We start from the raw sequence: 24,124 nt of genomic DNA on the forward strand, positions 1-24,124 counted from the left end.
ATGATTCTCCATTTCAGGATGTTTTGCCTACGCTCCCTACAGTACGGATCGCAACTTAACTGAAACTGAATTGCCACCATGGCAATTGTCCCACAACACCTTGCCAGGCCCCCGGGAAGATTTCCTATACTGCCCTGCTCGCCTGCACAGAGATCGGTATGACCGCCATCCACATCAAGTTTCCAGCCCTGACGCTCAAGGCTGGCCAGCGCGCCTTTGCACGCATTCGCGAACAAGGCCTGCAGCCTGCCGACGTAGGAATTTTGCCCGGCGCAGCCGGGGGCCCCAAGGCCTTGGGCATACAGGGCCTGGACCTGGCGCTGTTCGGTGACTGGCTGGCGCGCGCTCCCCGCGAGCGCTCGCTGATCGGTGCCTCCATCGGTTCCTGGCGCTTTGCCAGCGCCTGCCTGCCAGACCCTGTACAAGGCCTGCTCGACCTTGGTCGCTTATACAACGAGCAACGCTTTGCCAAGGGTGTGACCATGGCCGAAGTCAGCCAGAGCTGCCAGCGCATGCTCGATGACCTGTTGGCCGGGCGCGATGCGACGCTGCTGGATAACCCGCACTATCGCCTGAATATCGTGGTCGTCAAAAGCCATGGCCTGCTGGCCGACGATCACCGTGGCCGCCTGGGCCTGGGCCTGTCCTCGGTAATCGCCGACAACCTGCGTGGCCGTGCGCGGCTGTCCCGGCATTTTGAACGACTGATCATCCACGACCCGCGCCAGCCGCCGCCATTGCACCCGCTCAAGGATTTCCCTTCGCGCTTCCTCGACCTGGAACTGGGCAACCTGCGCCAGGCACTGCTGGCGTCCGGCTCGATCCCCATGGTCATGCAAGGCGTGCGCGACCTGCCGGGCGCCGGTGCCGGCACCTATCGCGATGGCGGCCTGCTGGACTACCACCTCGACCTGCCCTACCACGGCGATGACATCGTGCTGTACCCGCACTTCACCGACCGGGTCATCCCCGGCTGGTTCGATAAGGGCCTGCCGTGGCGGCGCAGCAATCCCCAGGGTTTGCAGGATGTGTTGCTATTGGCGCCCTCACGGGAGTACCTGGCTCGCCTGCCCTACGGCAAATTGCCAGATCGCAGCGACTTCAAGCGCTTTGTGGGGGATGACGCCCGACGCAATCAGTACTGGCAAACCGCTATGAGTGAAAGCCAGCGGCTGGGTGATGAGTTCCTCGAACTGGCCGATAACGGCCGATTGGGTGAGCGCCTGATTGCCCTGTGACTCGATTTGATTCCTACCCCGAACGTTTAAGGATGCAGAGGGCGCCATTAATTTTTTGGAAAAAATTATTGTAATTCGATAATTATTCATGGATTATTCGCCCCATCAACTGCGTTTGGAACGACACATGGACAACAATCTGGATTCCGTCTCCACCAACAGCCGCCTGCGCTCCATCGGAGCCTTTGCCGCGTTGCTGGCGTGGGCCGTGGCACTTGTCGAGTTCGGCTGTACCCCATTGCTCTGGATCTTCGACTATTCGAATATCCTGGCCAGTCACCTGAGCACCTATGGCAGCCAGATGCCTTTGCTGTTGGCCCCGGACTATCAGCCATCGTCCCTGGCAACCGGCCTGCTTCTGGTATTGGATATGCTGCCTGCCGACCTGATGGTGGTTGCGCTGTTACTGACCGGCATTTTTTTCATGCGTCTTTCCAAAGGACAGATCTGGATCGAATCAAATATAAAGATGCTGTGGTGGATGGGACTTCTTTTTATTATCAGCCCACTGTTGGCACCTGTGATTTACACCCTCCAGGGTTTGGCCCTGGCGATAGACATGCCTTCCGGAGAGCGCGCCATCAGCATCGACATTGGTATTTCACCCACCGCGATCTATGAAATCATCCAAGGCATATTTCTGTGTGCGTTCTCATTAATAGTGGCTGAGTCCAAGGCTATTAACGATGAAAACAAAAGCATCATATAAACTATGACGATCATTATTCGTTTGGACGTCATGATGGCGAAGAAAAAGATCCGCTCCAATCAGCTTGCAGAAGCCATTGGGATTACGGAAGCCAATCTGTCGCTATTGAAAAACGGAAAAATCAAAGGCTTTAAACTCGAAACCCTGAACAAGCTATGTATCGCTCTGGATTGCCAGCCCGGCGACTTGCTGGAATTCGAGAGTGAAGAGGCCTAGGCCTTGGACCATGCTGCCCGGCTCCTGGGCAGCGCTGTAGAACACTGATCAACTTAAAACGGATTACCCCCTATGAACCCCATAAAGCTCCTGGGCCTCTTTGCTGTTGCCCTGATTACCAGCGGCTGCAGCACCGGTAGTTTCAACCCGTCCTCGTTCAAGGTTTATGAACCAGGCACGCAGTTCGGCAACCGCTACGGCTCTTCATTCTGGTTGGACACTCCATGCCCTAAACGCGGTTGCGATAACAACAAGTTGTTCTTCAATCCAGCCCATCAAGAATCAACCATGGAAAGATACAATCATGGGTTCTGAGCGCCGAATAATGTATGGCCTTGGTTTGTTCCTGCTCCTGGCAGTGGGCCCAGCAAGCGCACAAGACTTGCCCAATCTCTCGCTGCTCAAGCGGTATGGTGTTACCGAAGATCAATTGCCCGCCGCCCCTGCCGACCTGGCACTGAACATCGAGCCGGCGAAAAGCCGGTTTGAAATCAAGCCCGAGCGGCCATTGATCCGGGTCGAGAAAAACGGCGACCTTGTATCTGAAACCACCGGCAACATCAGCATTGATAACGCGGCGGCCCAAGGCCAGGTGCAGTGTGCCCGTGCACTCGCAGAGTTGCAGCGGCGAGGGTCGCAGTACTCACTGCCGTGTGGGGACGGGGTCAAGGTGAGTACAACGTTGTGGTCCCAGGAATAACCACGCTTGATACACGCCACCAGGTCGGCCCTTAAAACAGGTTAGAATGCGCGCCAAGTCGGTCGCCTGGGCCCATCAAGCGCCCACCCGACACTGACAACCGCACACCGCCCTAGAAACTCCTGCCTTACAGGTCATACCGTGGAAATTTTCAAAGATTCCACGGTAGCCTACCGCCTAAAACCCCTCAGTATCACGAACACCCTCCATCCCCCCAAAGCATGAAACATGCGTGTACCACTCCGTACCGCGCAATACCTTCCCATTGGCATTTTCTTAGTACATCATCCAGTACATCGGGAATATTTTTCAGAGGATGTACTAGTGGCTCTCACGGATACCGCAGCCAGGCAGGCAAAGCCAAAGGACAAGGCGTACACCCTCCCCGACACACTCGGGCTATCCCTATACGTGGCCGCCAGCGGAATAAAGAGCTGGCACTTTCGGTTCACATGGCTTGGCAAGCAGGCGAGGATTTCTTTTGGGACATACCCGGACACGGGCCTAAAGGACGCGCGCTCACGAAGAGATGAGGCGCGGGAAGATATTGCACGCGGAATTGATCCGCGTGAATCGAGGAAGGAAAAGAAGGCGGGGTTGATTGAGGCCGGCAGTCGAACGTTCCGCAGGATCTACGATGAATGGTTGGCCTTCAGAAAGGGAAGTATCTCCCCAGGCACCTATCGAATTATCAGCAACCTGATGGAGTTGGATGTGCTTCCGGTCTTCGGTAGCCGACAGATCGACTCTATCAAGCGATCAGATGTGATCAGCCTGATACGAAAGATTGAAAAGCGCGGCTCAGTCGTTACCGCGGTGAAGGCCCGGCAGCGCATGGGCCAGGTTTTCAGCTACGCCATTGCAACGGGGATCATAGAGTCGAACCCAACCGCTGAAATGCATGCTGTAACCGAAAAGGGCGCGCAGAGCAGCCACCACCCATTCCTGCCGATGAGCGAGCTACCTAAGACCATTGCGGCCATTCAACAGAACATTACGAGCTATCAGCTCCGATCTGCGGTAATGCTCATGATCTACACCGCGTCTCGCCCGGGCGAGGTCAGGCAGATTGAGTGGTCTGAAATCGACCTTGATGCTGCGACCTGGATAACCCCGGCGCAAAAAATGAAGGCTCGCCGCGAACATGCGGTACCGCTATCGACCCAGGCCGTTGAACTCCTGAGGGGAATGCTTCCAATATCTGGCAATCTTCGATACGTCTTCACCAACAGAAGCGACTCTACAGCCCCGATCGGCATCAACTATGCAAGCAACGTCATGGTGACGTGCGGGCTTACGGGGAAGCAGTCCCCGCACGGCTTCCGCCACCTATTCTCCACCGAGATGAACGGGCGCGGATACAACAGGGACTGGATTGAGAGGCAGCTTGCTCACGCCGATAGCAGCTTCATAAGGGACGTATACAACCACGCGGCCTATATTGAGCAGCGACGTGAAATGATGCAGGAGTGGGCTGATCTGGTGAGCGCAGAACTACTTCAACCACCCAACCCATCATAGGCCCGCTCGCACGTCACTCCGCGGCCTCGGCTTTGATCAGCATCTGCCGCCAAGTCTCCCGCTCTTTGATCAGCGCGCTTGAGCACGTCGGCAAACACCATGACGGCGCGGGTAGCTGCCTGGCTTGCGGCGGCAGTGCAGGAATGGCCGCCGGCTTGACTGGCTGCGACTCTACCGGCAGTTGCGTCGGCTGCGTCCCGCAAGCTGCGATCATCGCGAGAAGAGTTAGCATCAGCATATGCTTGGTCAATGACTTTCTGGCCATCCTGGATCACCTTGTTGATTGTCTGTTGCCGGGCCTGCTCTTTGGCGCGCTCGGTGGATTCGTTGAGGGCCTTCGCGTCTGCGTCCCGGGCGTCCCGGGCGTTCCACTTGGCCTGCCACTCTTCATTGGTGACCGACTGGCCGTGACTGTAGGCAAGGAACAGTCCAGCCAGGACGACGGCCACCGCTGCTATATAAGGAAGGATCCGCAGCCAGAGAGCGTTCATGCCAGAACCTTCAGCGCAGTGTTATAGAAGGAAACGCGCTCGGCCAGGCCGTTGACTCCCCCATTAATTCGCCGCGTGATCATCTCGAATGAACCCGAGTCAGCCAGTTTGTTCAGGTCGCGGGAGTTCCAGAACCAGGCCGCAGACTTGGCCGCCCACTCTGCCTGCTCAAGAAGCTCAGGTGTGCGCAGAAGACGGTCATCACCGAAGATCGCCTTGCTGCACGCCAGGTAGTTGTCGCGCCCAGTGATCTGGATCAGCCCGCGCCCGCGGTACTTCTGCCCGTCACCGTCTGCCTCTGGCGTATTGCCAAGGCGCTTGGCCAGGGTGCCGGTGTCGTACTTGCTCAGGTACTGGTCGCCGCCCAACTCGCGCACGTATCGGAACTGTCCCGACTCATGCCCGACCTGGGCAATGAAAGCCGCCATTCGCAGCTTTGTGTTGATCTGGTACCGCTCCATGGCCAGGCTCAGCGCAGATGCAAAAACGCCAGCTTGGCGGCCGGCGTTCGGGAGGATGCGCAACAACTGCTGCTCGGTGATCGGCATGCTTTTCTCCAGGCAAAAAGAAACCCGCTCAAGGCGGGCACAAAATCTCAAACGTGGCGGTTATCACTTATCTGACGTTCGATCCTGACACGCCAGGCGTTCGCTTGTAGAATCACCGCGTCGAGAATGAATGACAACCGCGCATCAGCAGTGACACGGCGGTCGCGCTACACCTCCTGTGAACTTCACGAAACCCCTATAATCAACGGATATATACGGCATGTCTCCATCTGAAATTGCCACCCTCATTGTGGCGCGCCTTGACACACTCGCTCCAAAAATTAAAGAGGAATGGGCCAATCCCGTAGACACCCATACTCGATATTTTGTAATCGACGACCTTCTTCCGCCGGAAACGGCACAAGCTATCTATGACGCCTTTCCTCGCAATGCAGAAGGTTTTTTCGACCGCGCGTCCTTCCGCGAGCAGAAAAAAACATTGACCGACTTGTCGCAACACCCTTCAATTCTGACTGCCGTCACCTATGCGATGCAAGATCCAAGGGTCGTGGAAAAAGTTGCTGAATTGGTTGGGCTTCAGCAAATAGTTCCTGACCCTAGCCTCTACGCCGGAGGCTTATCAATGATGTTCAAGGGAGACTTCTTAAACCCCCATATTGATAACAGTCATGGCGCAAGCCGCGATCTATATCGCCGCCTAAACCTACTTTATTACGTTGCGCCCGACTGGAAACTAGAAAACGGCGGTAATTTTGAGCTTTGGGACCACGAAGTCAAAAAACAAAAAACCATAGTTTCTAAATTCAATCGTTTTGTTGTAATGGAAACTAATAAGGACTCTTGGCACTCAGTAAGCAGCGTGACAGCAGACTCCGTACGGTGCTGCGTATCAAATTATTATTTTTCTGAGCAGTCCCCGGACGACACTAGCTACTTTCATGTAACTTCTTTTAGTGGTCGCCCCGAGGAAAAAGGACGCCGGTTACTCGGATTCTTCGACAACAGACTACGAAACTCAATTTCAAAATTACTGCGCATAGGACGAGGCCGAGATCTTGTAAACAAACGAGACGGACAGGCTTAGAACCACCCTATCACCGGATAGGTTATGCAGTTCCAACAAACGTCCCTTTCAGTGGTGGACCCAAGCAACGCTTTGTGTCATTAGATGACACGAGCTGCGATCGATTTTAGAGCCCAGCAGCCGGTTTTGGCCCAGTTCCCACTAGGGGGAATTGGGCTATCTAGGATCATGATAGGAGGAACGACATGAGATTTATTTCGAGAGGCGGCCCTATAGGTGAATGAACGACTTCTAAGCATTTTCATCATTTCAGCGATAGCTGCATTCGTTGCTGTTATATTAATTCTTGCGGATCTGCTCCTAAAATATTTTGGGATGAGGTCTGATGCATGGCCCGATGGACTGGTTATTTTTCTATCGGCTTACATTCTTTTCTTCGCCTCCCCTCCATTGCTGCACTCAATTAAAAAGAGACTGCGAAGGGCAAAAAATGGAAAGCGCCGCAGGATTGCTGACCGCCCCTCTATCACAGAGAAAGAATCATGACCGCTAGAAAACGCCCGTCATCGTTCCACATGGTAACCCCTGTAACTCCATCAACCGACCGAAAACTTATTCGTCTTACAAAGGCGATTATGCTTTCAACCTTCGCGATTTTAATTTGCGCCCTGATCGGGTTTTCGGTTTTCGGAACATAGTAAATAGGGTTGAGAAGCGCAGCACAATCTGGTGCGCCTCTATAATGTATCCGAAAACTCCCCTATGAGTTACCTAGCCTTGGTGACCGTGAACATAAAATCACTATCTTGATATGGGGTCGTCGTCGGCCCCCTGAATGCAAACTGGAACTCATTGGCGCTGTTCCTTGTGATATAGGCAAGACGAACGTCGGCTACAAGACCTATTGGCACCACGGTAGGAATATAGCCATCCGTTGTGCTGGCGTAGCCATTTGGCGTAGACATTTTATATTCCCCAGGGTTGATTCTGGTGAGGAATGTATTGAATGGTGCATTTATAATCGTTCCGGCTCCAGTAGCAGAGCCGCTTACTATTGCGCTTGCTGCCGAGTTGAAACCATTCCCTACAGATACCACTTCATTCGTCGTGCAAGTGTCCCACCCAACGACCTTGCAGTTAGCACCTGAATCAATAAAAGGTCGAGTTGGGCTTGGAACATAGTCTCCACCACTTACAAATCCGCAGCCCTGAAGGATAAGGGTAAGCGAACCACCGCCCGAAGACCGAAGGCGAATGTTGCAAGTAGTAAAATGAGCGTTAGAAAGTCGGTGGAATTGAGTATTACGTACGATTACCAGAACTGGAGCAGTACCAACGTTGTCCAGGTCGAGATCGGATACGCCAGCGTTACTTTCAAAGTATCCAGAGCTCATATCGAGACAGGCTAGGCCGTTATCCCCGAGAAGGTTCGCCTTGAAGCCAAACGAGCTAGAGCTACCTGGTGTTCCGTTCCCCTCGATGCTGCCACCAGTCCAAGAGTTACCGGCGCCCATAAGATCAAAGTAAACGCCAGTGGTACTATTTCCAGTAGCCACTATCTTCGAAAAGATCATCGCATTAGGTAGCGTGCCACCCACTACTGACCTGGCTACAGCAAGACCTATGTTGTTCTCGCGTGCGTATAGATTGGTGTACTCGTCACTAAGGCAGTCGCGAATGCTGAAACCAGTATCCATGTGCTGAACGGAGATGTTCGACAGGTGATCGTAGCCAAGCGACTTATGATCAATCCCTGCACCGATGCGCTCAGCCGGCACCATGCTCCGCGCCTTACCGATAATCGAAAGGTTCCCGAATCGGCTGTACCCCCATCCGCCCTGGCTTCCCGCAGAAATACCGCCTTTGAGTTGAAACCCAATAGGGACTCCGGGCGCAACCTCAAATATCGTGTTGCCAAGGGAGTTTCCGAGGAATGTCAGGCGCTTAGATGGCTCACCAGTGTGCGGAAAGTCCACCGCTGAATGGTCATACGAGACGGTAGAGCCCAGCAGGTACACGCCATCGGCGGCGCTCTTGGTCCCGCCGTCGTCGAATGCCTTTTGGGCTTGAGGGCTGGAAGAAGTGGCCGATCCATTTCTGGCGCCAAACTGCCGGATATCGACCACATCGGTAGTCGCCAACTTCCAGCGGGCTCCATCGGCGGCCACGATCACTGTGCCGCCGTTGTCGGCCGTAGTGGTATCAGTCAGGTCTGCGTAATAGACACCGCCGCCTCCATCGCCCTTGGCGTAATAGCCAATCACAGTAGCTCGCTGGATGTTTGAGGAGTCCAGCGCCTTAAGAGCAGCAATGCTGTCGACTGCGCGCGCACTATTGATCGCAGATTCATGGGCAGCCAGGGCAGATGCTTCTGCTGCGTCTGCGCTGTCCTGGGCCGCGTTAACAGCATCTTCTGCCGCCTGAGACGAGAGAGCGCGCTTACCGGTGTCCACCGCGACACCACCGACCTTTCTCCATACGACGTAGACCTCATCGTCTTCATCGGACTGCACAAGAAACATGCCGCCCTCAGATGTAGCAGCCAGGCCTGCCGCGACTGTCGTATAGATCGAGGTGGATACGCTGGCCTTATCTTCAATCTCCTTGATAATCAGCTTCAGGTTTTTGATATCACCCGATTCGGTTGGGATTCCGCCTGCATCAATTGCGTCATTATTGAATCGGTAGGTGATGTTGCTGCCGATCTCCGCGCGAACTGTGGCGATCTCAAGACGCTGAGCCTGGTCAGTCATGTCGTTTCCTTGGGGCGTGTTTAATGAGCGCAGCCGGGTTCGGCCAACGAAAGTTGGGGCGTGTCAGGGGTTGGGGTTAAAGCCAGTTGCCGGAGAAGAAGTCGCCGTTGTTACTGATGAGCATGTCGGCGACCGCGTCGAACAGGGTGTCCACTTGGTCGTCGAAGTCGTGGGTGTCGTCAGCAGTGAAGGCCGATGCTTCGGTGAGGAATGGTGTTACCCAGTCCGTGGAAGCAACAATCTCACCGCGGTGGTCCTTGACGTGCTCTATCTTTCGGCCTTGATCGTCATAGATCGCTGGCACGAACACTCGACCGGACTTTAGCCATGGCACCGTGTCCATGCACCGAGTTACCTTGTTCGCCGCCGGCCCACGAGGCTGAGGCTCGATCGGTATCGCGCCCTTCTTACTGATGGTCTGGATCAGTCCGGTGCCAGAAGATTTGTCCTCGACGCGCATGTAGCGAAGGGCCGCCGGGCGGAACGGGTCCCAGTCCTTCCACTTTTGCCACACTCGCAGCGCTTCCGCTTCAAGATCTCCAGCGTCCCATTTGCCGCGATGCACATCGATTAAGTAGAGGTTTCCGTCGACGCCCAGGCCGCAGTGATTGAAGACGGAAAAGTCGTGCTGCTCGCCGGTTTTCTGTGCGGTGTCTGCGTACACGCCGCGCCAAACCAGAAACGGCAACTGCTCGTATGTCTTAAACCAGTCGGCATCGATCATGCCGCCAGTCAGTGCCACGGGCTCTTGCTGGTACTGGCTGACCATTGTGTATGGGTCTCGATCCCACAACGCCATGAGGTCAGTAACGGACTCCTTGGCTGGCCAGTAGGACCAGTACTCAACGCCGCCACGGACGATGGACGGACCTCCGAAAACGTCACGCTCGGCGTGTTCACGGATCTCCGCAGGCAAGCTAGCGATGTAATCCCGCGTTACCAGTGCCGGAACCTTGATGTGCGCGAAGTCCAGACCCATGCCGCCCTTGAGCAGGAATCCAGACACATCGTCCGTGTGCAGGCGTTGCTGGGTGCAGATGACAGGGGTATCTGGTGAGGCCCTTCGACTGCGCAGGGTATTGGTGACAATGCGCTGGGCCTTGGCGCGCATAGTCGCGCTGAACGCACTGTCGGCCTTCTCTGGGTCGTCCAAGTTGACGAACCCTGTAAAGCCCTTGGATATGTAACCGCCACGAACACCGGTGATCTGGCCCCCAGTGGAGCGGCTGAATATCTGGTGTTTGTTGCGGCCGTCCTGGTCGGTGATGATCCAGTTGGCCACATCGGCCTTGCCGAGGTCGCAGGGCCACAAATCCTGATATTCAGAGCTGGTTATTATCGACTTGATGCGGTTTGAGTTCTCTTCGACCAGTGACTTCGAGTAGGAAACACTGAGGTTTCGCGTACGCTCGAACCTGGTCATCACGTAGGCCGGCAGGTGGATAGACCAGTATTCAGTCTTGGTGCCGCCAGGGGGCATGTTGAAAACGACGTTCTTGAGTTGACCAGACAAGACCTGGCGGGCCGTGTGGTCCATGTAGCGGTGGTGCCAGTTACAGAGGAACTTCATTCCTTGGTTGAGTTGAAACCAGACGCGCATGAAGGCAAGCGGCGAGTGTTCGCTTACTAACTTTGCTGCTTGCTTTTCTTCGCTGCTCATTGAATCCCAATCGAGCAGGTCACTCATAGGCGGTCAATAATTGAGTTCATGACCTTTTCAGACACCGTGACCGTGGAAGTGGTCTTGATGTCGCCGCCATTCTTTCCGGTGATTTCAACGATCTTCTTGTCCAGGCCCAACAGCTTTGCCTTGCCCATGGTGGCGCTTACGGCGGCAGATGTTTGCGGGGTTTCAGCTCCAAGTGCAGCGGCTCGAGCCTCTTCAAGCTCGGCCAACAAGGTGTCGACTGTGATCTGGTGCCTGTCCATTACATCTTCCCTTAGCTCGGCAAGCCGGGCCTGAACTTGCGCCTTCTGCAAGACGTTCCACCCCTCCCTTTGGATGGTCTTCTCGGCCATGCTGGCGGTGTTGTAGGAGCGGCGGTAGGACTCAGCGGCGTTGGCCGTCTCGACATAGGCAAGACAGAACTTTTCCATCTTGTCGCTGAAGTGGCGCTTGCGCTTACGTTCCATGCTTCACCTACATACTGGTTATCTTCCACTTGTAGCCGGCCCATTGAGGGCGATTGCTACCGGTAAAAGGTGGTGGTTTCATTTCTACGCAGCCGGCCGGCAGAAGCCAGTGGCCCGGGTTTTGAGGGTCTGGGTCTGCCACTGTTTCGCCGACATAGAATTGGTCGGAGTCGGTCTGGTAGACGATCTTTTGTGAATCTCTTGGTTGAGTAGCCATCAGTATCTAATCCAGCAGTTCACGGTTTTGTTTCTTGGGCGCGTTTCAGATCCACCAGTGGTTCCGGTCAAGCCAATGTCATCTATGGAGAAAAGGCTTGCATTGCCCATCCCCCTGTCGATGTCATTCACTCTCAATGGCACGTTGCCATGTGAGTGAGCCTGAACCTCGAAACTCTGGAATGATCCAAAAACCCTGGATGGGTCAACTCCTTTTCCATCGTCAAAGACGCGAAGAAACTCCCCGCGAAAATCAGGAAGTCGAAACTGTAGGGAGCTCTCACCGCCGGTGTTCCAGGTTGTCCCGATTTGATCAAAAAGACGCGGGTAAGAAGCACGAAGTACTACGGCTCCGTTGCACTTCAGCCACCCAGCTGACGGTGGATTGTTGTGAGCCACCGTTTTCAGGTCGCCTGGGTCCGCCCCTGAAAAGAACGATGAGCCGACAAACCTCCAGAACCCGGAAGTGCTTACAGGGTCATTCCCGGTATTCCCCGAGGCAATGCTTTCGTAATAGTTGCCATCTGATGCATAAGTTGGTGCACCAGCGGAATAAACCGCCTGATGGTGGAACGGCATGACGCCCATCCGCTCCAAGCCCTGCAAAGCAGAGTCAACGCGGTTGTGCCAATAGTTTTCGTGCCCTGCAGGTGGGGCATCCTTGTCTTGTCCGCCCTCCCAGCCAGTGCTGATGCGTACTGACCCAGGGTCTTTGAAGGTGTTCAGGTTGTCTTCTGACTCAACACCTTGCGCCCAGCGCGTATTGAAAGGCTGTCTTGGCATTAGGCTAAATCTCCGGGAAGAGTAAAGTTTCCGTACTCGTAGATGCGCCCTGACGCATGCTCAATTTCGGTGATGTTTACTGGAAGAACGAACACCTGGCCGATTCTTGTGCCCTGCGGCCTCGGGACCAGATCGAAATTTTGGATGAGGTAGAGCGTGGTGTTATCCAGCTGGGTTGCTACGCCAATATCGAACGACTTATCGCCGTTATCTACCAGGGCAGTTACCTTTGTATCGATGATGATTTCCAGCAGCTGGATAATGCTGTCAGCGGTTCCGTCGCTTATGTTTCTGGCAATCTTTGCCTTTATCAGCTTTCGGTAGAGATCGTTATTCAGCGGGGCATCAAAGGCTTCCCCATCGCCGATATAGGGAGCGATGTTGTAATTGGTATAACTGTCATTGCCGGCATACCCGAAAACATCAAACTCGGCTCCCCGTAGAATCGGACGGTCAACCCCAACAATTCTCCCTATCACGTCAAGCATTTCGCCCGAGACCGTATCCACGTCATAGCTGCCGTAGATCACATCCAATGGCGCTTCGAGATGTTGATTTGCGATCTCTGGAGTGATTGTCAGCCACCGAACCATTCGGCTCTTATCGCGATACTCGTTGATGATTCTCGACTCGGCTCTTTCAACATGATTCATTCTCATGGAATCACCGTAACCGCGATATTGTCGGCATCAAAAGTGGCGATCTGCGCGATTGTCGGCTGAATCGGCGTAAGGCCCTGGGCGCCGGCGCTCAGGCCAATAGTAAGTGGCGGCGTCACGTAGCTATCGCCGTACTTCCCGAGAATCTTGTTCACCGGGGTGTACAGACGGCCTGGGACTACCTTTTCACCAATGTCATAACCGCCTTTGTTGAAGCCTGTGGTGGTTTCACCGTTGAACAGGCTTCGCGTTGAGTCAGCGACAATAGCGTTCTTGATCTGGGTTTCGATATCGCTAGGAAGGTCGCCTTCTTTCTGAATGGAAATAGCCACGAAGATCGGCAACCCTGTAACTCGCTGAAAGGTCATTACAGCTTTATTGCCGGTAACGGGCGATACAACGTCCACCTTGACTCCATTCGCTCCAGGGGCATCAATCCAGGTGTCGGTCTTGGCACTGTAGCGCGGGAGCATTGGCGTGCCTGGGTTGTGCTTCTGATACATGGCCAGACCGATGTCGGCGTCTGAGCCGCCGTTAACAATCACGGCAATCCCGGTATAGGGAACTCCGTCAACGTCGAAAGGAGAGTCGCTGCTGTTCTCCAGGACCTTTACGTCAGTGACGCCAGTGACGCTAGCGATGTTGGCCTCCATGTTGTCCCGCATGTTGCTGCCGGCCCTGGAAACTGCGTTGGTTCGACGGATTCGAAAGTCTTCATCGCTCTCTGCGTTCTCTCCAGGCGCCGCCTCTCCATTGGTGACGGATGACCAACCACCGATAGGCGTACCAATGATGGTCAGCTCGCCAGGCGAGGCCAAAATCCGGCCAGGGGTAGAGCAGGTAGCAAAACCGGTTCCTGTCTGACTAATGCCAATGACGATAGATGCCGTGGTAAGCCATAGCGTGTTATCGATACGGCTCCTGATCTGAGAGCCAGCAGGGATTGCCGACCCTGATTGACCTGAAAGAGTGACGGGCGCAATCGAGTACGTTGCATCCCGAATGGGAACCCCTGATATCTTGCCGATATCACGCAATGCCTCCCCTGTAGCGCTGTCAGGATCTTTGCTGCGATAAGCGGCGACTACGGCCTCATCCAGGTTTGCCAGTATCTCGGCTTCGATCCCGATGCGCTGCCCGTCCGGACTATCCGCATCGATATTCCATTCTGGATCGATCGCAAGCGTCTTTTCCTTAAGATCGCCCAGGTACTCATTCAGCGAGCGTCCGGTGATTCCTTGATCTGTTATTTGAGCCATTAGACGATCGCCTGAACAAAATTGATTTCTGCGTTATCGCCTGAAGTGCTGACGATTGACGCGGTGACGTTGAGCTCGCGCGTGGCAATGTCCGTGGTGAGGCTGAAGGCCGTCATTCCCGCACAACCAGGTGTTAATAGGATGCGACGACGAATCACTGACTCGCGAGACGCCAGAACGGACCCCTTGCCCAGCACGCTGCCGAACCAGTCAGTGCCGTCAGTGGTATCAAGAAACCATTCACCCAGGAAGAACTTGAGTCGGGTAACCACGTTCTGCGCGACTTCCTCGGCGGTGTAGCCTGTAAGGAATTCCTGCGGGCCCAGCGCAAGGTCGCCGGCGGCGTCCAGTTTTCGTACCGTCATGGGTTCACTACTCCAGAGTTCCCGCTTCCTGACTGAACACCGTTATGGGTGTGCGTTCTGCCGATGTTCACACCCTGGTTATGGATCGTGGTCGCAGTGGTGACGGCCTGTTCAAAGTTGGCTGGACACTTCACGTTGAGCGAAACGCCGCCAATCTCCAGAGCCTTGTTGTCGTGGATCCAGAAATAAGCTGATCCATCGTTGCTGCGCAGGCGTATGCCATCATTTGAGAAGTCACTGATCGCTCCGGGGATTGATCGAACTCCCGGGATGAAGTAGGCATCGTTGATCGAGAAGCGCCGAGGCTCTGACTTGACCGCTACACCACCCTGGTCGACCCATGAGTCGATGCACTCTTGCGAGAAGAACAGAACGCCCTCAGTGCCGTTGTCCACCCGGCATTCCAGCGTACCGCCGGAAGCACCCCAGAACTGAACGGGGACGTGGATGATTGGCCGGCGGGGCTGTTGCGTTCCCAGACGGTCTTCCAGCATCAGGCCGATCTGTACTTCTGCCATCTGAGTTTCAGGATCGAAGCTCAGGACGTGCCCGGGCACGCTGGTGCGCATGTTGTCTTTGAGATACTCACCGAATACCCCGCGCAGCATCTTGGAGTACTCAGCTTGCGTTCTTGAAGAAAGCGGGTCGCTCATCGGGTTGCCCTTTCTGAAATTCCTGCCTGGGCCGCTGCGCTGAGGCGTAGGCAGCTGATCTGGCTTTCCCACTGGTCACCGTGGGAGTCGCCCGCGAACACCAAAGAGTTGACCTTGTAGTAGCCCTCGCCAATGGTGCGCGGCACGTCGTAGAAGAAAGCTCCGGAGAACTCGAAGCGAGGGGCCATGGATTCAAGCTTGATGGTGTCGCCGAGCTTGATCTTGGGGTTTAGCGTGTAGCGGATGCCTACTTCGGTGTCGCTAACCACTGGCGAGCCGATCATTCCGGTACCGGAGCTGATGACGTAGACCTGGTTGTCCAGCGCAAAGTCGCGCTTGATGATCTTGATGGCGCCGTTCTCGACCATCCAGTCGAAGGCGAAGGTCTCGGCCAGCTCATTCATGCAGGCTGTGGGGCTGCCCTGGAGGACAGTTCCACGCGACCGGCGCTTGAGTTCCGAGAAATCCCCGTAGAACTGGATCTCGGCACCGAATACCGAGGCGCATTCCTCGATAATCTGGACCGGATCAGTTTCCGGCGCCAAAGTGAGGTTGATCAGGTTTTGATCGCGCTCCTTGGCTGAGGACTTGCAGAAGAAGCGAATCCCACGGGTAGCGCCGCCATCCTCAAGGTGAAGCTGGACGTTCGTTATCTGACCGGCAAAGATCGACCCAAATAGGCCGTCATAGCCCGCCTCAAGGGTAATGAACTCATATTTCCCTGCGGATCCATCTCCAAGCATCTGCCGAGATGAGTACCGGGAAACGTTGTAGATGGTGATCTCGGCCACGCTGAAGGCGCCGCCGGCGAAGTGTGTGACCTGGAAGGTAATACGGAGCCCATCTTCGCTGGGGTTTTCCTCGCCGGGCCTCATTTCGTAGACCTTAGACCCGGTACTTCGCCCAATCTTCAGCCGGTAGTTGCGCAGAAATATTTCATCATTCATCTGACCACACCAAAGTATTGTCCACGCCCAAGTTCTCCGGCGTAGCCAGGCTGCCCACTAGAGACAGGGAGCCGTAATGGATCGCCGGCGGCGGGTAAAGTCCAGATAGAAGATCGACGTTCGGCAAGAGGAACCTACCACTTGTCAGGGTCACGCCAAGAGCTGTGAGGATATTCACCCGAAATACCCCGAGCCTCACCATCCACTGCAGTTCGATAGTGAGTGAGTTCTTACCGAGCCTGGCTACCAACGTCTGAGCCGGCAGGGGTTGCACGGAAACGCTATACCGGCTCATTGGATGACCTCTACGGCGGCATCGCCCGTGGTTACCATTGGCGCGCCTTGAGTGGAAACAGTGTCGTTCTGCATGAGCTGATCAGCAGAATTGACCCCGCGACCGAGCAGAGACTTCACGATCCTGACCTGCTGAAGCTCGGCGATGAAAACAAGGCCGTCCTCGTTCTCGGGTCGGGTGCGCTCGTCCAGGCGGATAATCATCATGTCGCGCATGATCTCCTTCCCGGTGTCCAAGTCGAACTTGGCTCGGGCCTCCATGATCGCAGTGAGGGACGCCCAGGCCGTGGAGGCCCTGGTGTCGTCGCTGCCCGACAAAAGGTAGGCAGATACAGCGCTGATAGCTGCTCCACCAACCCCACCCACAACCGATGCCAGCGCTCCGGCGCCCATCATCCCAATGTCATCCAGACCGAGGCCGAGGGGGCTATTCGATACAGCGCCAGTCAGTAGGTAGCGGTTCGGCATCAGGATCGCGTGATCGTTGGTGTTGGCGCCGAACTCGACTGGGTACTGGGTCAAGGTGATCGCCTTGCTGGCGATCCCTTCCAGCTTTGCGTCGAACTCAAGAGGTCCGATCTTCGGCAGTGTCTTGGTGAAGATGCTCATGAGGCTCATAGTTCTGGGCTCTTGAAGTCCTGCATGGTCTGCTCGGTCATCTGACCCATTTGTTCGTTGAGTACCTGCTTGACCTTCTCTGTGTCGGCGCCGTTGATGTGGTACACGCGATTGTCGGTGTATCCCGCAGCGCTTGCTCCACGCCTGGACGCCTCGCCCGCAGCATCTGCAGGCCGCTCGTACTCTCGAGAAACGATCGAGGCGGCATCGTAGGCGCTGGTTGCGGCGCGCAGCTTGTTTCCGGCCGACTTCTCGTTGCCGCGGGTGAGTTCGTGATTGATGAACTCAAGCTGCTCGGCGCCAGTAGAATTGCGAATGTCCTTGCCGTACTGCTTGGCGAACTCAGCCTGTCGGTCTGGGTGCCACTGAGCCAGGCCGTAAGCTTGACCGCCATCGCCAGAGGCATTCGCCTTGAAGGCGCTTTCTGCCTCGATGTTGGCGGCAATCCCCTCGGCCTGGTCTTGGGTCCATCCTTTCGCCATGAAGTAGTCGACGACCGCTCCAACTGCCTCGCCGCCGCCCTTCTTCAGGCGGTTGTTCAGCAGTTCAGTGTCTTCGCCGCTGTTCAAGCTACTGGAGTACAGAAGAGCGGCAGCGCCGCCGGCGGCCACGCCGAGCATGGAGGCTCCCGCGCCGGCGGCCGCAGCACCACCAGCACCTGCACCTGCTGCGCCCAGGCCGACCACGGCACGCAGCGCGGCCAGACCTTTCAGCGCTCCCGCGCCACCCATGAGGATCAGCGCCGCAGAAACCAGCTCGATATTGTCGGCCAGACCACCGAAGAACTCCTTCAGGCCAGAATCGATCAAATCCTTGTTGTCGCGGTAGAAGGCCACGAAGTCCTCGGCCATTTCCGCCAAAGCCGGGGTAAGCTCGCCGGCGATGGTGTTGCCCATGTCGGTGAATACCTGGTCAAGCTCGCTGGTGGCGTGTGTGAGCCTGGCTGCGTCCTCGATCTGCTTCTGCGTCATAAGGGCAAGCTTGCCGCGCGAGTCCAGCTGCTTCTCCACCTCATCCCGGCCGCGCATCAGCAGGCGAACGGTAGAGTCGTCCAGCCCCAGGGCCTGGCCTGCCAGTCGCTGGTTGAGCGAGCTCATGTGCTCGAACTCGCCTGCAATACCCGCCAGGGCGTCCGCTGTGTTCTGTGCGCCGATGATCACGTCAGGGTTAAGCCCGAGCTTGGCCACGTCGCCAAACCATCCTGTATCACCGGTGATCGGCGATGCCATCAGGTCTTGAATCTTCTTCATTGCAGAAAAGGCATCAGAGGCGCTGCCGCCCTGGGCCTTCAATGCCTGGCCGAGGGATTGCACGTTTTGAGTGCTCAGCCCGGTCAGCTTGTTGAAGTTGTTCAGCTCTGTGCCGGCCTGCTTGAAATCTCCCACTACCTTGTCGATCGCCAGTTTCCCAGCGAATACGGCGCCAAGCTGTAGGGCCGATTTGGTCAATCCACCAAACGCCGCATCAGCCTTCTGGAATGACTTTTCATCGACCTTCATGCCGAGAGCGATCAAGAAGCTTTCTAGAACTTTCAAATTTCAGCCCCTTGAAAAACAAAAGCCCCGCGAGTGCAGGGCTATTTCGGTCGATTGGCTTCACCCAGGTGGCGGGCGTAGATCATTTCGTCCATGACCAGATTGGCCCGTTTTACCCATCCCAGTGAATGAGTGCCGTCCGTGAGCTGGCTATAGTTGCACAGCGGCGGGCAAAGCCCGGGTATTCCAACGCATGGCCGCCACAGCTCCCAATCGACAGCCGGGTTTAGGCGCTCTCCTGACTCGAATCCGGCGCCTCGGCTGAAGCGGTAGATTTCTGGAAGGGGGTCAGGAGTCCGGAAAAATCCTCGAAGGCATTTCCCAGGGCCAGCACAACGATCGTGAAGTAGGTCTTCAGACGGCCGGAAAAGTCTTCCATGGTCAGTGGCGTTTGGCTGCCTTCCTTGAACAGCTTGCCCAGCATGGAGTCGCAGACGAAGTTGAAGTCGTCCTCGGGCATACGCGAGAGCATTGCACCAACGATTCCACCGGCGACGATGAACGAAGAGGCGCTACCCAGTTCAGCCAGGGCCAGGCCCTTGATCATTGGCTCTACGCCGTACTTGCCCAGGCGGAACAGAACCGCACGCTGCTTCTCTGCGCTGGGCATGCCGAAACGGTAGGTCACCCCGTCATGCTCAATGGTCCGGATATAGGATTCAGCCTGACTCATACAATCACGCCCTTGTTGAATTCCATGACGAAGGTGGCGTCATTCATACCTGGGCCGCCGCGGGCCATCGACTTGCCGCGGGTAATCACGCCCTCGGAGAAAACCGCTCCCTCCAAGCCTGCAATTGAGGCATAGGAGCCTGACATCTCGGTTCGAGCCAAGATAAGCGCCTGCATGGCCAGGGCCTGAGGACTACCTGGCATAAGGTTGGCGGTCACGCGAAGTCCAGGGTTTTTACGATGGAACCGCACAGCGTTGCCGCCCAGGCCTCGACTCAAGTTCGCCTGATCGTCGATCACCTCAACTGTGAATGGCGGATCAGTGCGGCCCCAGTCATCCAGCACGCCGACGCCAGTGATGACCATGATTGTGTTTTCTGCGGAAAGATCAGCTACAGACATGGGTCAGCGCTCCTTATTCAACGTTGGCGGTCAGGTCGACAGCATGGATAGCGCCAGCGCGGAAGATGCGCATGCGGATTGGTGCGGAGTCACGATTTGCGCGTTCAGCGTCAGAAATACGAAGAATTTCCTCCGCCTTGGTCAGCATCTCGTATCCCCGGCTGATTTTTTCTTCACCGGTTTCGTCATCGGTGAAGATCCGTTCGCCCAGATAGCCGTTGTCGATGAATACCTCGCCGACCTGAGAGCCTGCGTTGATAAGCACCTGCTGGCCTGGCGGGGTCTGCCGGAGTTTCGTAGGAACCTTGGTGAGGGCGTTGTACAGCGCCACACGCTCGAAGTTGACGAAGGCATCAAGGTTGAACACGTCGTCGATGTACTCGCCGAAGGTGGAAGTGGTCTTGGAGTTGATGATGCGCCCCATGTCCTTCTCGCCACCGGTCTCGACAACCGTGTAGAAGATCGCGCCCTTCGACTTCATGGTGCTGTAGGCGGTAGGCGTTAGGCTTTCGGCGTCGATGCCCGGGAGCTTTTTGAATTCGCCGGTGATGGTCGAGTTGGCCGCATTGAAATTTACACGACTGAACACAGCCGCCAGCTCAAACCCTGCGTAGGGCTCGGTAGCATGGCTCACAATGAACATGCGGCGAGAGCCCTGCACAAATGCCTTGCTGACAATGTCGGTAGTTACAGACGGGTCGCGAACGGTTGCCTGGTTGGTCGTGAAGGCAAAGAACTTGCTCGCGGCATCGCCAGCAGCCGCCAGGGCCAAAACATCTGCATCCACGGCACGGATAGAGGTTTCGAACTCGTACCAGTAGAACCAAATGCCCTTGCTGATTGCGTCATTCAGAGATTCGACAGGGGTGTCTTCCTCGATGCGCAGGTAGATGCGCAGAGTTTTCGGCTTGGGAATAGCCGAGAACCAAGCAAGTGCGGCGGCGTATGGGTCGGAGGCAATGTTGAAATCCTCTGCTACCTGGGCCGCTGTGCCGTAGTCACGGTAGGTGCCGGTCACGAATGTCGCATCGCTCGATGAATCGAAGTCCGCAAACACCATGCCCGCGCCGAAGTTGGAAGTCCCAAGCCCGGCCGAGTTGATCAGGACGTTGATGTTGATGATTTCTTCAGCCGGATAAGCCATTTACTTCCCCTTGCGCGACAGCGCCAGATTGTTCGGTTTGCACGGAGAAGCCCGCGCGATAGATCCGCTGTACGCGGTCTTCGGCGATGGATTCGCCATACAGGTAGAGGGTGAGCTGGGATCGCTCTTCCATGGCGGCCTGATATAGGCCGGTCAGGTTGTTGATTGGTGACACGCGGGACCAGCCAAGCTTTGCAGCGCGCAGGATGGTCTTCACCGGTTCTCGCTTGTTCGCCTCGCACAGGGCGGCGGCATACATCACGGCGCCGGCTCGGTAGAAGTTGATGCTGAAGCCAAGCGTGAACTGGGTTGCCAGCTTGGCGATGATGTCCTCGTATTGAGGGTCATCAACGGCGCGGACGTTGGCTTGCGAGTTGAGCGCCTGGCCGAACTGCTCCGGGTTTTGCAGGCGCACGGCGCAGTAGCTGCCAGAAGGGGCGGCTGTATTGATGTCGGCAAGGATCACCTTGTCGGCCGGCAGCCCGGTAACAGCCACGACAATCCTGCAAACCGCCTTGGATAGCGCTTTGGAGTCAAGCATCTGTATGCGCCTCTAGGCTGGCTATCTCGCTAGGGTCAAGCTTGGCCACCACGGCCCGGCAGAAGTTGTGCCAAGGCCGGTAGTCGGTCGCAATGGACTTCCACCAGGTTGCAGGCTTGTCGGGCGTCTCGGCGAATATCAGGATGTCGGCCAACTTGCCGGGGGTCGAAACCTCGATACCCTTACCGTCGTTGCGGTGGATCACCCGAACGTCATTGATGCGCTCGGCGCCGATCTGGAGGAATTCGATCTCCTTGTCGCTGACTGGCTGCACGTTTGCGTCGAAGGCGTCGGTGTAGGTGATGGCCAGGACCGGTTCAAAGTCGACTATCTCGCTGGAGTAGCGGTTGAGCACCACACCCTTGTGGGTGATGAATGGCCCGCTGACGTGGCCGCGCATGTTGAGGCCCATCACAAACCCTCTTCGAGTGGTTCCGTGCTCTCGTCGATGACGTAGCGGATGGATTGGCGCAAGTTTCCGGTCTTGCCTTGAAGGGGCTTGTCCGAACCCTTGGCTCTCTTGGTCGACTCGGCGTTTTCCACGAATGGGCCGTCTGTGATCTTTTGCTTCACATGACCTTCGGCAAGGTTGCCCATCTGTTCCAGCAACGTGGTCATTGTCATAGAGCCCGACAGCACCTTTGGAATCATAATTTCGGCCAGGCGCTGATATTGCGGGGCGCCTTCGTTGATAGCTGGCTGAAGGAACTCCCGAGCAGGAATTCGTCCATCTGCCGACCCGAAGTTGTTCACTGCGGCGATGGTGGCAATGGTCAACCCGTCTTCGTATGATCCGGCGCCTTCTGGCACCCCGACCAATACGCGGGTCTGACCTTCAAGTCGCTTGGCGAGCTGCTTCAGTGCTTGTTCAACCTGCTGCGTCCCGACCATGCTTATGGTTGGCTCGATCATACGCAGATCGCTCCCATGCCAGCCCGAGAGCGCAGGTGCAGGTACTCAAGGCCGTAGGGAGTAAGGGCCAGGGATGCTTCCCACACCGTCAGATTGGCGTTCGCCGCCGGGATGGCATAGGACACCGACTCGTCACGTACAGACTTGCTGGACTGTGCGTAGGGGGTCGATGCGCTGCCGTCGGCCGAGGTGGCTTCAGTTGTAGCGTTGTTCCAGGTCAGGTAGTGCGCCGCCAGGGCGAACCAGCCTCGCTGGAAGAATGAGTAGGGCTTGTAGTCGCCCCAATTCGCACAGCCGCCAAACTCGCCGCGTGCGATGTACAGCGCCCGGGTGATGGAAGCATCAGGCCAGGCGGTGACATCAGAAAATTCAGGGTAGAACGCTCGGAAGTCCGCAATTATCGCCGGCGTCACTTCAATGGTCAGTTCAGCCACGGGTCAGACTCCAGAATGAAACAGCCCCGCACTGGGCGGGGCTATTAGGCTTTGCTCAGATCACTCTTTGACAGGGATCTGCTTTTTCAGCTCTTCGACTTCAGCCACCAGCGCTTCTTTCTCGCTGCCAGCGGTAGCCAGCTGGCCCCGTAGGGTTTCGACTTCGGCAGTCAGCGCCGCGATCTGGTCGGCACCATCATCCATGAGAACCGGCGCGCCGGAGACCAGAATGCCGTGGTCTTCCCACAAGGATCCATCAGCGAACTCAGCCTGCTCTGGGGTGGTTTGCTCGCCAGCCCCTACAGTGCTGCCGTCGCCCAGGATCACCGGGTTCTTGCTGACGTTGGTCCAGACTGTCGATTCCGACGGAGTGGATTCACTGGTTTGCTTTTTCTTCGCAGCCATGTGACCCCCTTAGATGCCGTCAACGTACAGGTGGGACATCGGAACACGCAGCTCAGTACCAGCAGTGCGCACCACGCCAGCAGCCTCGAAGCGCAGGCCGCCGTGAGACGGGATCGGCGCGTTCAGCGTGTAAGGCATTGGCAGGTGGAACTTAGCGAACTGGGCGTTCTTGGTGTAAACCATCATGCGATTGCCACCACCAGCGCCGGCGGTTGACGCCTGCAGGACTGGCTCAATCTTGATGTTCAGCACGCGCTCGAGGTAGCTGACCAGCGTTTCCGAGGTGTTCGGGATCCGGAAAGTGGTCAATAGGCCGTATTCAACCAGCGGCAGCAGGATGTGAGTCGGGCGGAAGATCGAGTTGGTCTGAGTAGCGTAAACACGCAGGATGGCGTTGTTCAGCAGGGTCAGGATCTCGTTCGCGGCGGTCTCGCCACCACCAGCCAGGATCTGGGCGATGGTCTTGTTCGCGCCACCCAGCAGGGTGCCGGTAGCAACGACTGGTACGCCTGGATACTTCAGCAGGCCGCCAGTGGTCAGCGAAGGCCAGCGAGCATCACCGACGAACGCTACACGGTCCAGCCACTGCTCGGTCAGGGTGCGGGTTGCGATTGGCTTCTCGGCCAACAGGTTGATCGCGCCGCCGAAACCGACGGAGTTGGCGATTTGCATGGCCTTGCCGACTTCGATCTGGGTGTAGGTGTAGCCCAGGCCAGCCTGAACTACGTCAACACCGCCTACCTTGGCAGCGATTTCAGCCAGTGGGAAATCGTGGGAAACGTCACCGATTGGTGCCGGCTCACCCTTGTAGTCGAGTACCTTGAAGGCGATCGACTCGGTGTAGTCAGGCGCCGAGGTGTCGACGGTCAGGATCGAAGGGTATTTGATTTCTGGGTAAGGCTGGCGCAGGACTTCCTGTTCAACGTAGGTCAGTTGACCCAACAGAAAGCCCAGTTGCGCCTGGGGGGAAGCGTCGAAAGTCTTCATTCGA

At 56.3% G+C, this 24,124-nt stretch carries 30 protein-coding genes; 7 read left to right on the forward strand and 23 right to left on the reverse strand.

What is annotated here, in order from left to right; genetic code table 11:
- Positions 1 to 158 precede the first annotated feature (158 nt).
- From C5F71_RS01895 to C5F71_RS01920, 6 genes are all read left to right on the forward strand, one after another.
- Complete coding sequence (locus C5F71_RS01895) at positions 159 to 1,238, forward strand: hypothetical protein (protein WP_029296652.1); 1,080 nt, start codon at positions 159 to 161, stop codon at positions 1,236 to 1,238.
- Between the two features lie 127 nt (positions 1,239 to 1,365).
- Positions 1,366 to 1,947 (forward strand): hypothetical protein, encoded by a 582-nt coding sequence (locus tag C5F71_RS01900; RefSeq protein WP_104910467.1) that lies wholly within the window; start codon positions 1,366 to 1,368, stop codon positions 1,945 to 1,947.
- 3 nt (positions 1,948 to 1,950) lie between these two features.
- The gene (locus C5F71_RS01905; protein ID WP_029296656.1) at positions 1,951 to 2,163 is read left to right on the forward strand and encodes a helix-turn-helix transcriptional regulator; all 213 of its coding nucleotides are present in this window, start codon (positions 1,951 to 1,953) and stop codon (positions 2,161 to 2,163) included.
- A gap of 72 nt (positions 2,164 to 2,235) precedes the next feature.
- Complete coding sequence (locus tag C5F71_RS01910; protein WP_104910468.1) at positions 2,236 to 2,478, forward strand: hypothetical protein; 243 nt, start codon at positions 2,236 to 2,238, stop codon at positions 2,476 to 2,478.
- A 67-nt stretch (positions 2,479 to 2,545) separates the two neighbouring features.
- On the forward strand, positions 2,546 to 2,863 hold the full coding sequence (locus C5F71_RS01915; protein ID WP_177410392.1) for a hypothetical protein: 318 nt from the start codon (positions 2,546 to 2,548) through the stop codon (positions 2,861 to 2,863).
- Positions 2,864 to 3,187: 324 nt separating this feature from the next.
- A complete protein-coding gene (locus tag C5F71_RS01920) occupies positions 3,188 to 4,384 on the forward strand; it encodes an integrase arm-type DNA-binding domain-containing protein (protein WP_104910469.1) in 1,197 nt (398 codons plus the stop codon).
- Here C5F71_RS01920 and C5F71_RS01925 read toward each other — a convergent pair.
- Positions 4,363 to 4,875 (reverse strand): DUF2514 family protein, encoded by a 513-nt coding sequence (locus C5F71_RS01925; protein ID WP_104910470.1) that lies wholly within the window; start codon positions 4,873 to 4,875, stop codon positions 4,363 to 4,365. The genes C5F71_RS01920 and C5F71_RS01925 overlap by 22 nt on opposite strands.
- Positions 4,872 to 5,423, reverse strand: coding sequence for a glycoside hydrolase family 19 protein (locus C5F71_RS01930; RefSeq protein WP_104910471.1), 552 nt, complete (start codon positions 5,421 to 5,423; stop codon positions 4,872 to 4,874). Before C5F71_RS01930 ends, C5F71_RS01925 begins: the two co-directional genes overlap by 4 nt.
- 220 nt (positions 5,424 to 5,643) lie before the next feature.
- Between C5F71_RS01930 and C5F71_RS01935 the strand changes: the two genes are divergently transcribed.
- The gene (locus tag C5F71_RS01935) at positions 5,644 to 6,468 is read left to right on the forward strand and encodes a 2OG-Fe(II) oxygenase (RefSeq protein ID WP_104910472.1); all 825 of its coding nucleotides are present in this window, start codon (positions 5,644 to 5,646) and stop codon (positions 6,466 to 6,468) included.
- Positions 6,469 to 7,175: 707 nt separating this feature from the next.
- Here C5F71_RS01935 and C5F71_RS01940 read toward each other — a convergent pair.
- From C5F71_RS01940 to C5F71_RS02050, 21 genes are all read right to left on the reverse strand, one after another.
- Positions 7,176 to 9,161 carry a hypothetical protein gene (locus tag C5F71_RS01940; RefSeq protein WP_104910473.1) on the reverse strand — a complete coding sequence of 662 codons (1,986 nt, stop codon included), beginning with the start codon at positions 9,159 to 9,161 and terminating at the stop codon, positions 7,176 to 7,178.
- Between the two features lie 76 nt (positions 9,162 to 9,237).
- Entirely contained in the window at positions 9,238 to 10,848 is a 1,611-nt protein-coding gene (gene terL, locus C5F71_RS01945) for a phage terminase large subunit (RefSeq protein ID WP_104910474.1), read from the reverse strand.
- Complete coding sequence (locus tag C5F71_RS01950; protein WP_104910475.1) at positions 10,845 to 11,294, reverse strand: terminase small subunit; 450 nt, start codon at positions 11,292 to 11,294, stop codon at positions 10,845 to 10,847. Before C5F71_RS01950 ends, terL begins: the two co-directional genes overlap by 4 nt.
- A gap of 216 nt (positions 11,295 to 11,510) precedes the next feature.
- Complete coding sequence (locus C5F71_RS01955; RefSeq protein ID WP_104910476.1) at positions 11,511 to 12,293, reverse strand: phage tail protein; 783 nt, start codon at positions 12,291 to 12,293, stop codon at positions 11,511 to 11,513.
- Positions 12,293 to 12,946, reverse strand: coding sequence for a DUF2612 domain-containing protein (locus C5F71_RS01960; protein WP_158682845.1), 654 nt, complete (start codon positions 12,944 to 12,946; stop codon positions 12,293 to 12,295). The genes C5F71_RS01955 and C5F71_RS01960 overlap by 1 nt, the downstream gene beginning before the upstream one ends.
- A 2-nt stretch (positions 12,947 to 12,948) precedes the next feature.
- Positions 12,949 to 14,211 (reverse strand): baseplate J/gp47 family protein, encoded by a 1,263-nt coding sequence (locus C5F71_RS01965; protein ID WP_104910478.1) that lies wholly within the window; start codon positions 14,209 to 14,211, stop codon positions 12,949 to 12,951.
- Positions 14,211 to 14,576: a hypothetical protein gene (locus C5F71_RS01970; RefSeq protein ID WP_092238887.1), complete on the reverse strand. Its 366-nt coding sequence runs from the start codon at positions 14,574 to 14,576 to the stop codon at positions 14,211 to 14,213. The genes C5F71_RS01965 and C5F71_RS01970 overlap by 1 nt, the downstream gene beginning before the upstream one ends.
- The gene (locus C5F71_RS01975; RefSeq protein WP_104910479.1) at positions 14,573 to 15,229 is read right to left on the reverse strand and encodes a Gp138 family membrane-puncturing spike protein; all 657 of its coding nucleotides are present in this window, start codon (positions 15,227 to 15,229) and stop codon (positions 14,573 to 14,575) included. The genes C5F71_RS01970 and C5F71_RS01975 overlap by 4 nt, the downstream gene beginning before the upstream one ends.
- Positions 15,226 to 16,176 carry a hypothetical protein gene (locus tag C5F71_RS01980; protein ID WP_104910480.1) on the reverse strand — a complete coding sequence of 317 codons (951 nt, stop codon included), beginning with the start codon at positions 16,174 to 16,176 and terminating at the stop codon, positions 15,226 to 15,228. The genes C5F71_RS01975 and C5F71_RS01980 overlap by 4 nt, the downstream gene beginning before the upstream one ends.
- Entirely contained in the window at positions 16,169 to 16,471 is a 303-nt protein-coding gene (locus C5F71_RS29610) for a hypothetical protein (protein WP_104910481.1), read from the reverse strand. Before C5F71_RS29610 ends, C5F71_RS01980 begins: the two co-directional genes overlap by 8 nt.
- On the reverse strand, positions 16,468 to 17,088 hold the full coding sequence (locus C5F71_RS01990; RefSeq protein ID WP_104910482.1) for a phage baseplate protein: 621 nt from the start codon (positions 17,086 to 17,088) through the stop codon (positions 16,468 to 16,470). Before C5F71_RS01990 ends, C5F71_RS29610 begins: the two co-directional genes overlap by 4 nt.
- Positions 17,085 to 18,623 (reverse strand): phage tail tip lysozyme, encoded by a 1,539-nt coding sequence (locus C5F71_RS29040; RefSeq protein ID WP_256588083.1) that lies wholly within the window; start codon positions 18,621 to 18,623, stop codon positions 17,085 to 17,087. The genes C5F71_RS01990 and C5F71_RS29040 overlap by 4 nt, the downstream gene beginning before the upstream one ends.
- 226 nt (positions 18,624 to 18,849) lie before the next feature.
- Positions 18,850 to 19,296, reverse strand: coding sequence for a phage tail assembly chaperone (locus C5F71_RS02010; RefSeq protein WP_099168852.1), 447 nt, complete (start codon positions 19,294 to 19,296; stop codon positions 18,850 to 18,852).
- A complete protein-coding gene (locus C5F71_RS02015; protein ID WP_104910485.1) occupies positions 19,293 to 19,697 on the reverse strand; it encodes a hypothetical protein in 405 nt (134 codons plus the stop codon). The genes C5F71_RS02010 and C5F71_RS02015 overlap by 4 nt, the downstream gene beginning before the upstream one ends.
- Positions 19,698 to 19,710: 13 nt before the next feature.
- Positions 19,711 to 20,841 (reverse strand): DUF3383 family protein, encoded by a 1,131-nt coding sequence (locus C5F71_RS02020; protein WP_104910486.1) that lies wholly within the window; start codon positions 20,839 to 20,841, stop codon positions 19,711 to 19,713.
- Entirely contained in the window at positions 20,825 to 21,382 is a 558-nt protein-coding gene (locus C5F71_RS02025) for a hypothetical protein (protein WP_158682846.1), read from the reverse strand. Before C5F71_RS02025 ends, C5F71_RS02020 begins: the two co-directional genes overlap by 17 nt.
- On the reverse strand, positions 21,375 to 21,794 hold the full coding sequence (locus C5F71_RS02030) for a hypothetical protein (protein WP_104910488.1): 420 nt from the start codon (positions 21,792 to 21,794) through the stop codon (positions 21,375 to 21,377). Before C5F71_RS02030 ends, C5F71_RS02025 begins: the two co-directional genes overlap by 8 nt.
- Complete coding sequence (locus C5F71_RS02035; RefSeq protein ID WP_104910489.1) at positions 21,794 to 22,294, reverse strand: hypothetical protein; 501 nt, start codon at positions 22,292 to 22,294, stop codon at positions 21,794 to 21,796. Before C5F71_RS02035 ends, C5F71_RS02030 begins: the two co-directional genes overlap by 1 nt.
- Positions 22,291 to 22,728, reverse strand: coding sequence for a DUF4054 domain-containing protein (locus C5F71_RS02040; protein WP_256588084.1), 438 nt, complete (start codon positions 22,726 to 22,728; stop codon positions 22,291 to 22,293). Before C5F71_RS02040 ends, C5F71_RS02035 begins: the two co-directional genes overlap by 4 nt.
- 60 nt (positions 22,729 to 22,788) lie before the next feature.
- Entirely contained in the window at positions 22,789 to 23,133 is a 345-nt protein-coding gene (locus C5F71_RS02045; RefSeq protein ID WP_104910490.1) for a hypothetical protein, read from the reverse strand.
- A 9-nt stretch (positions 23,134 to 23,142) separates the two neighbouring features.
- On the reverse strand, positions 23,143 to 24,120 hold the full coding sequence (locus tag C5F71_RS02050; RefSeq protein ID WP_104910491.1) for a major capsid family protein: 978 nt from the start codon (positions 24,118 to 24,120) through the stop codon (positions 23,143 to 23,145).
- Positions 24,121 to 24,124: the final 4 nt, after the last annotated feature.

The sequence above is a fragment of the Pseudomonas sp. LG1D9 genome (assembly GCF_002949995.1).
Taxonomy (GTDB): domain Bacteria; phylum Pseudomonadota; class Gammaproteobacteria; order Pseudomonadales; family Pseudomonadaceae; genus Aquipseudomonas; species Aquipseudomonas proteolytica.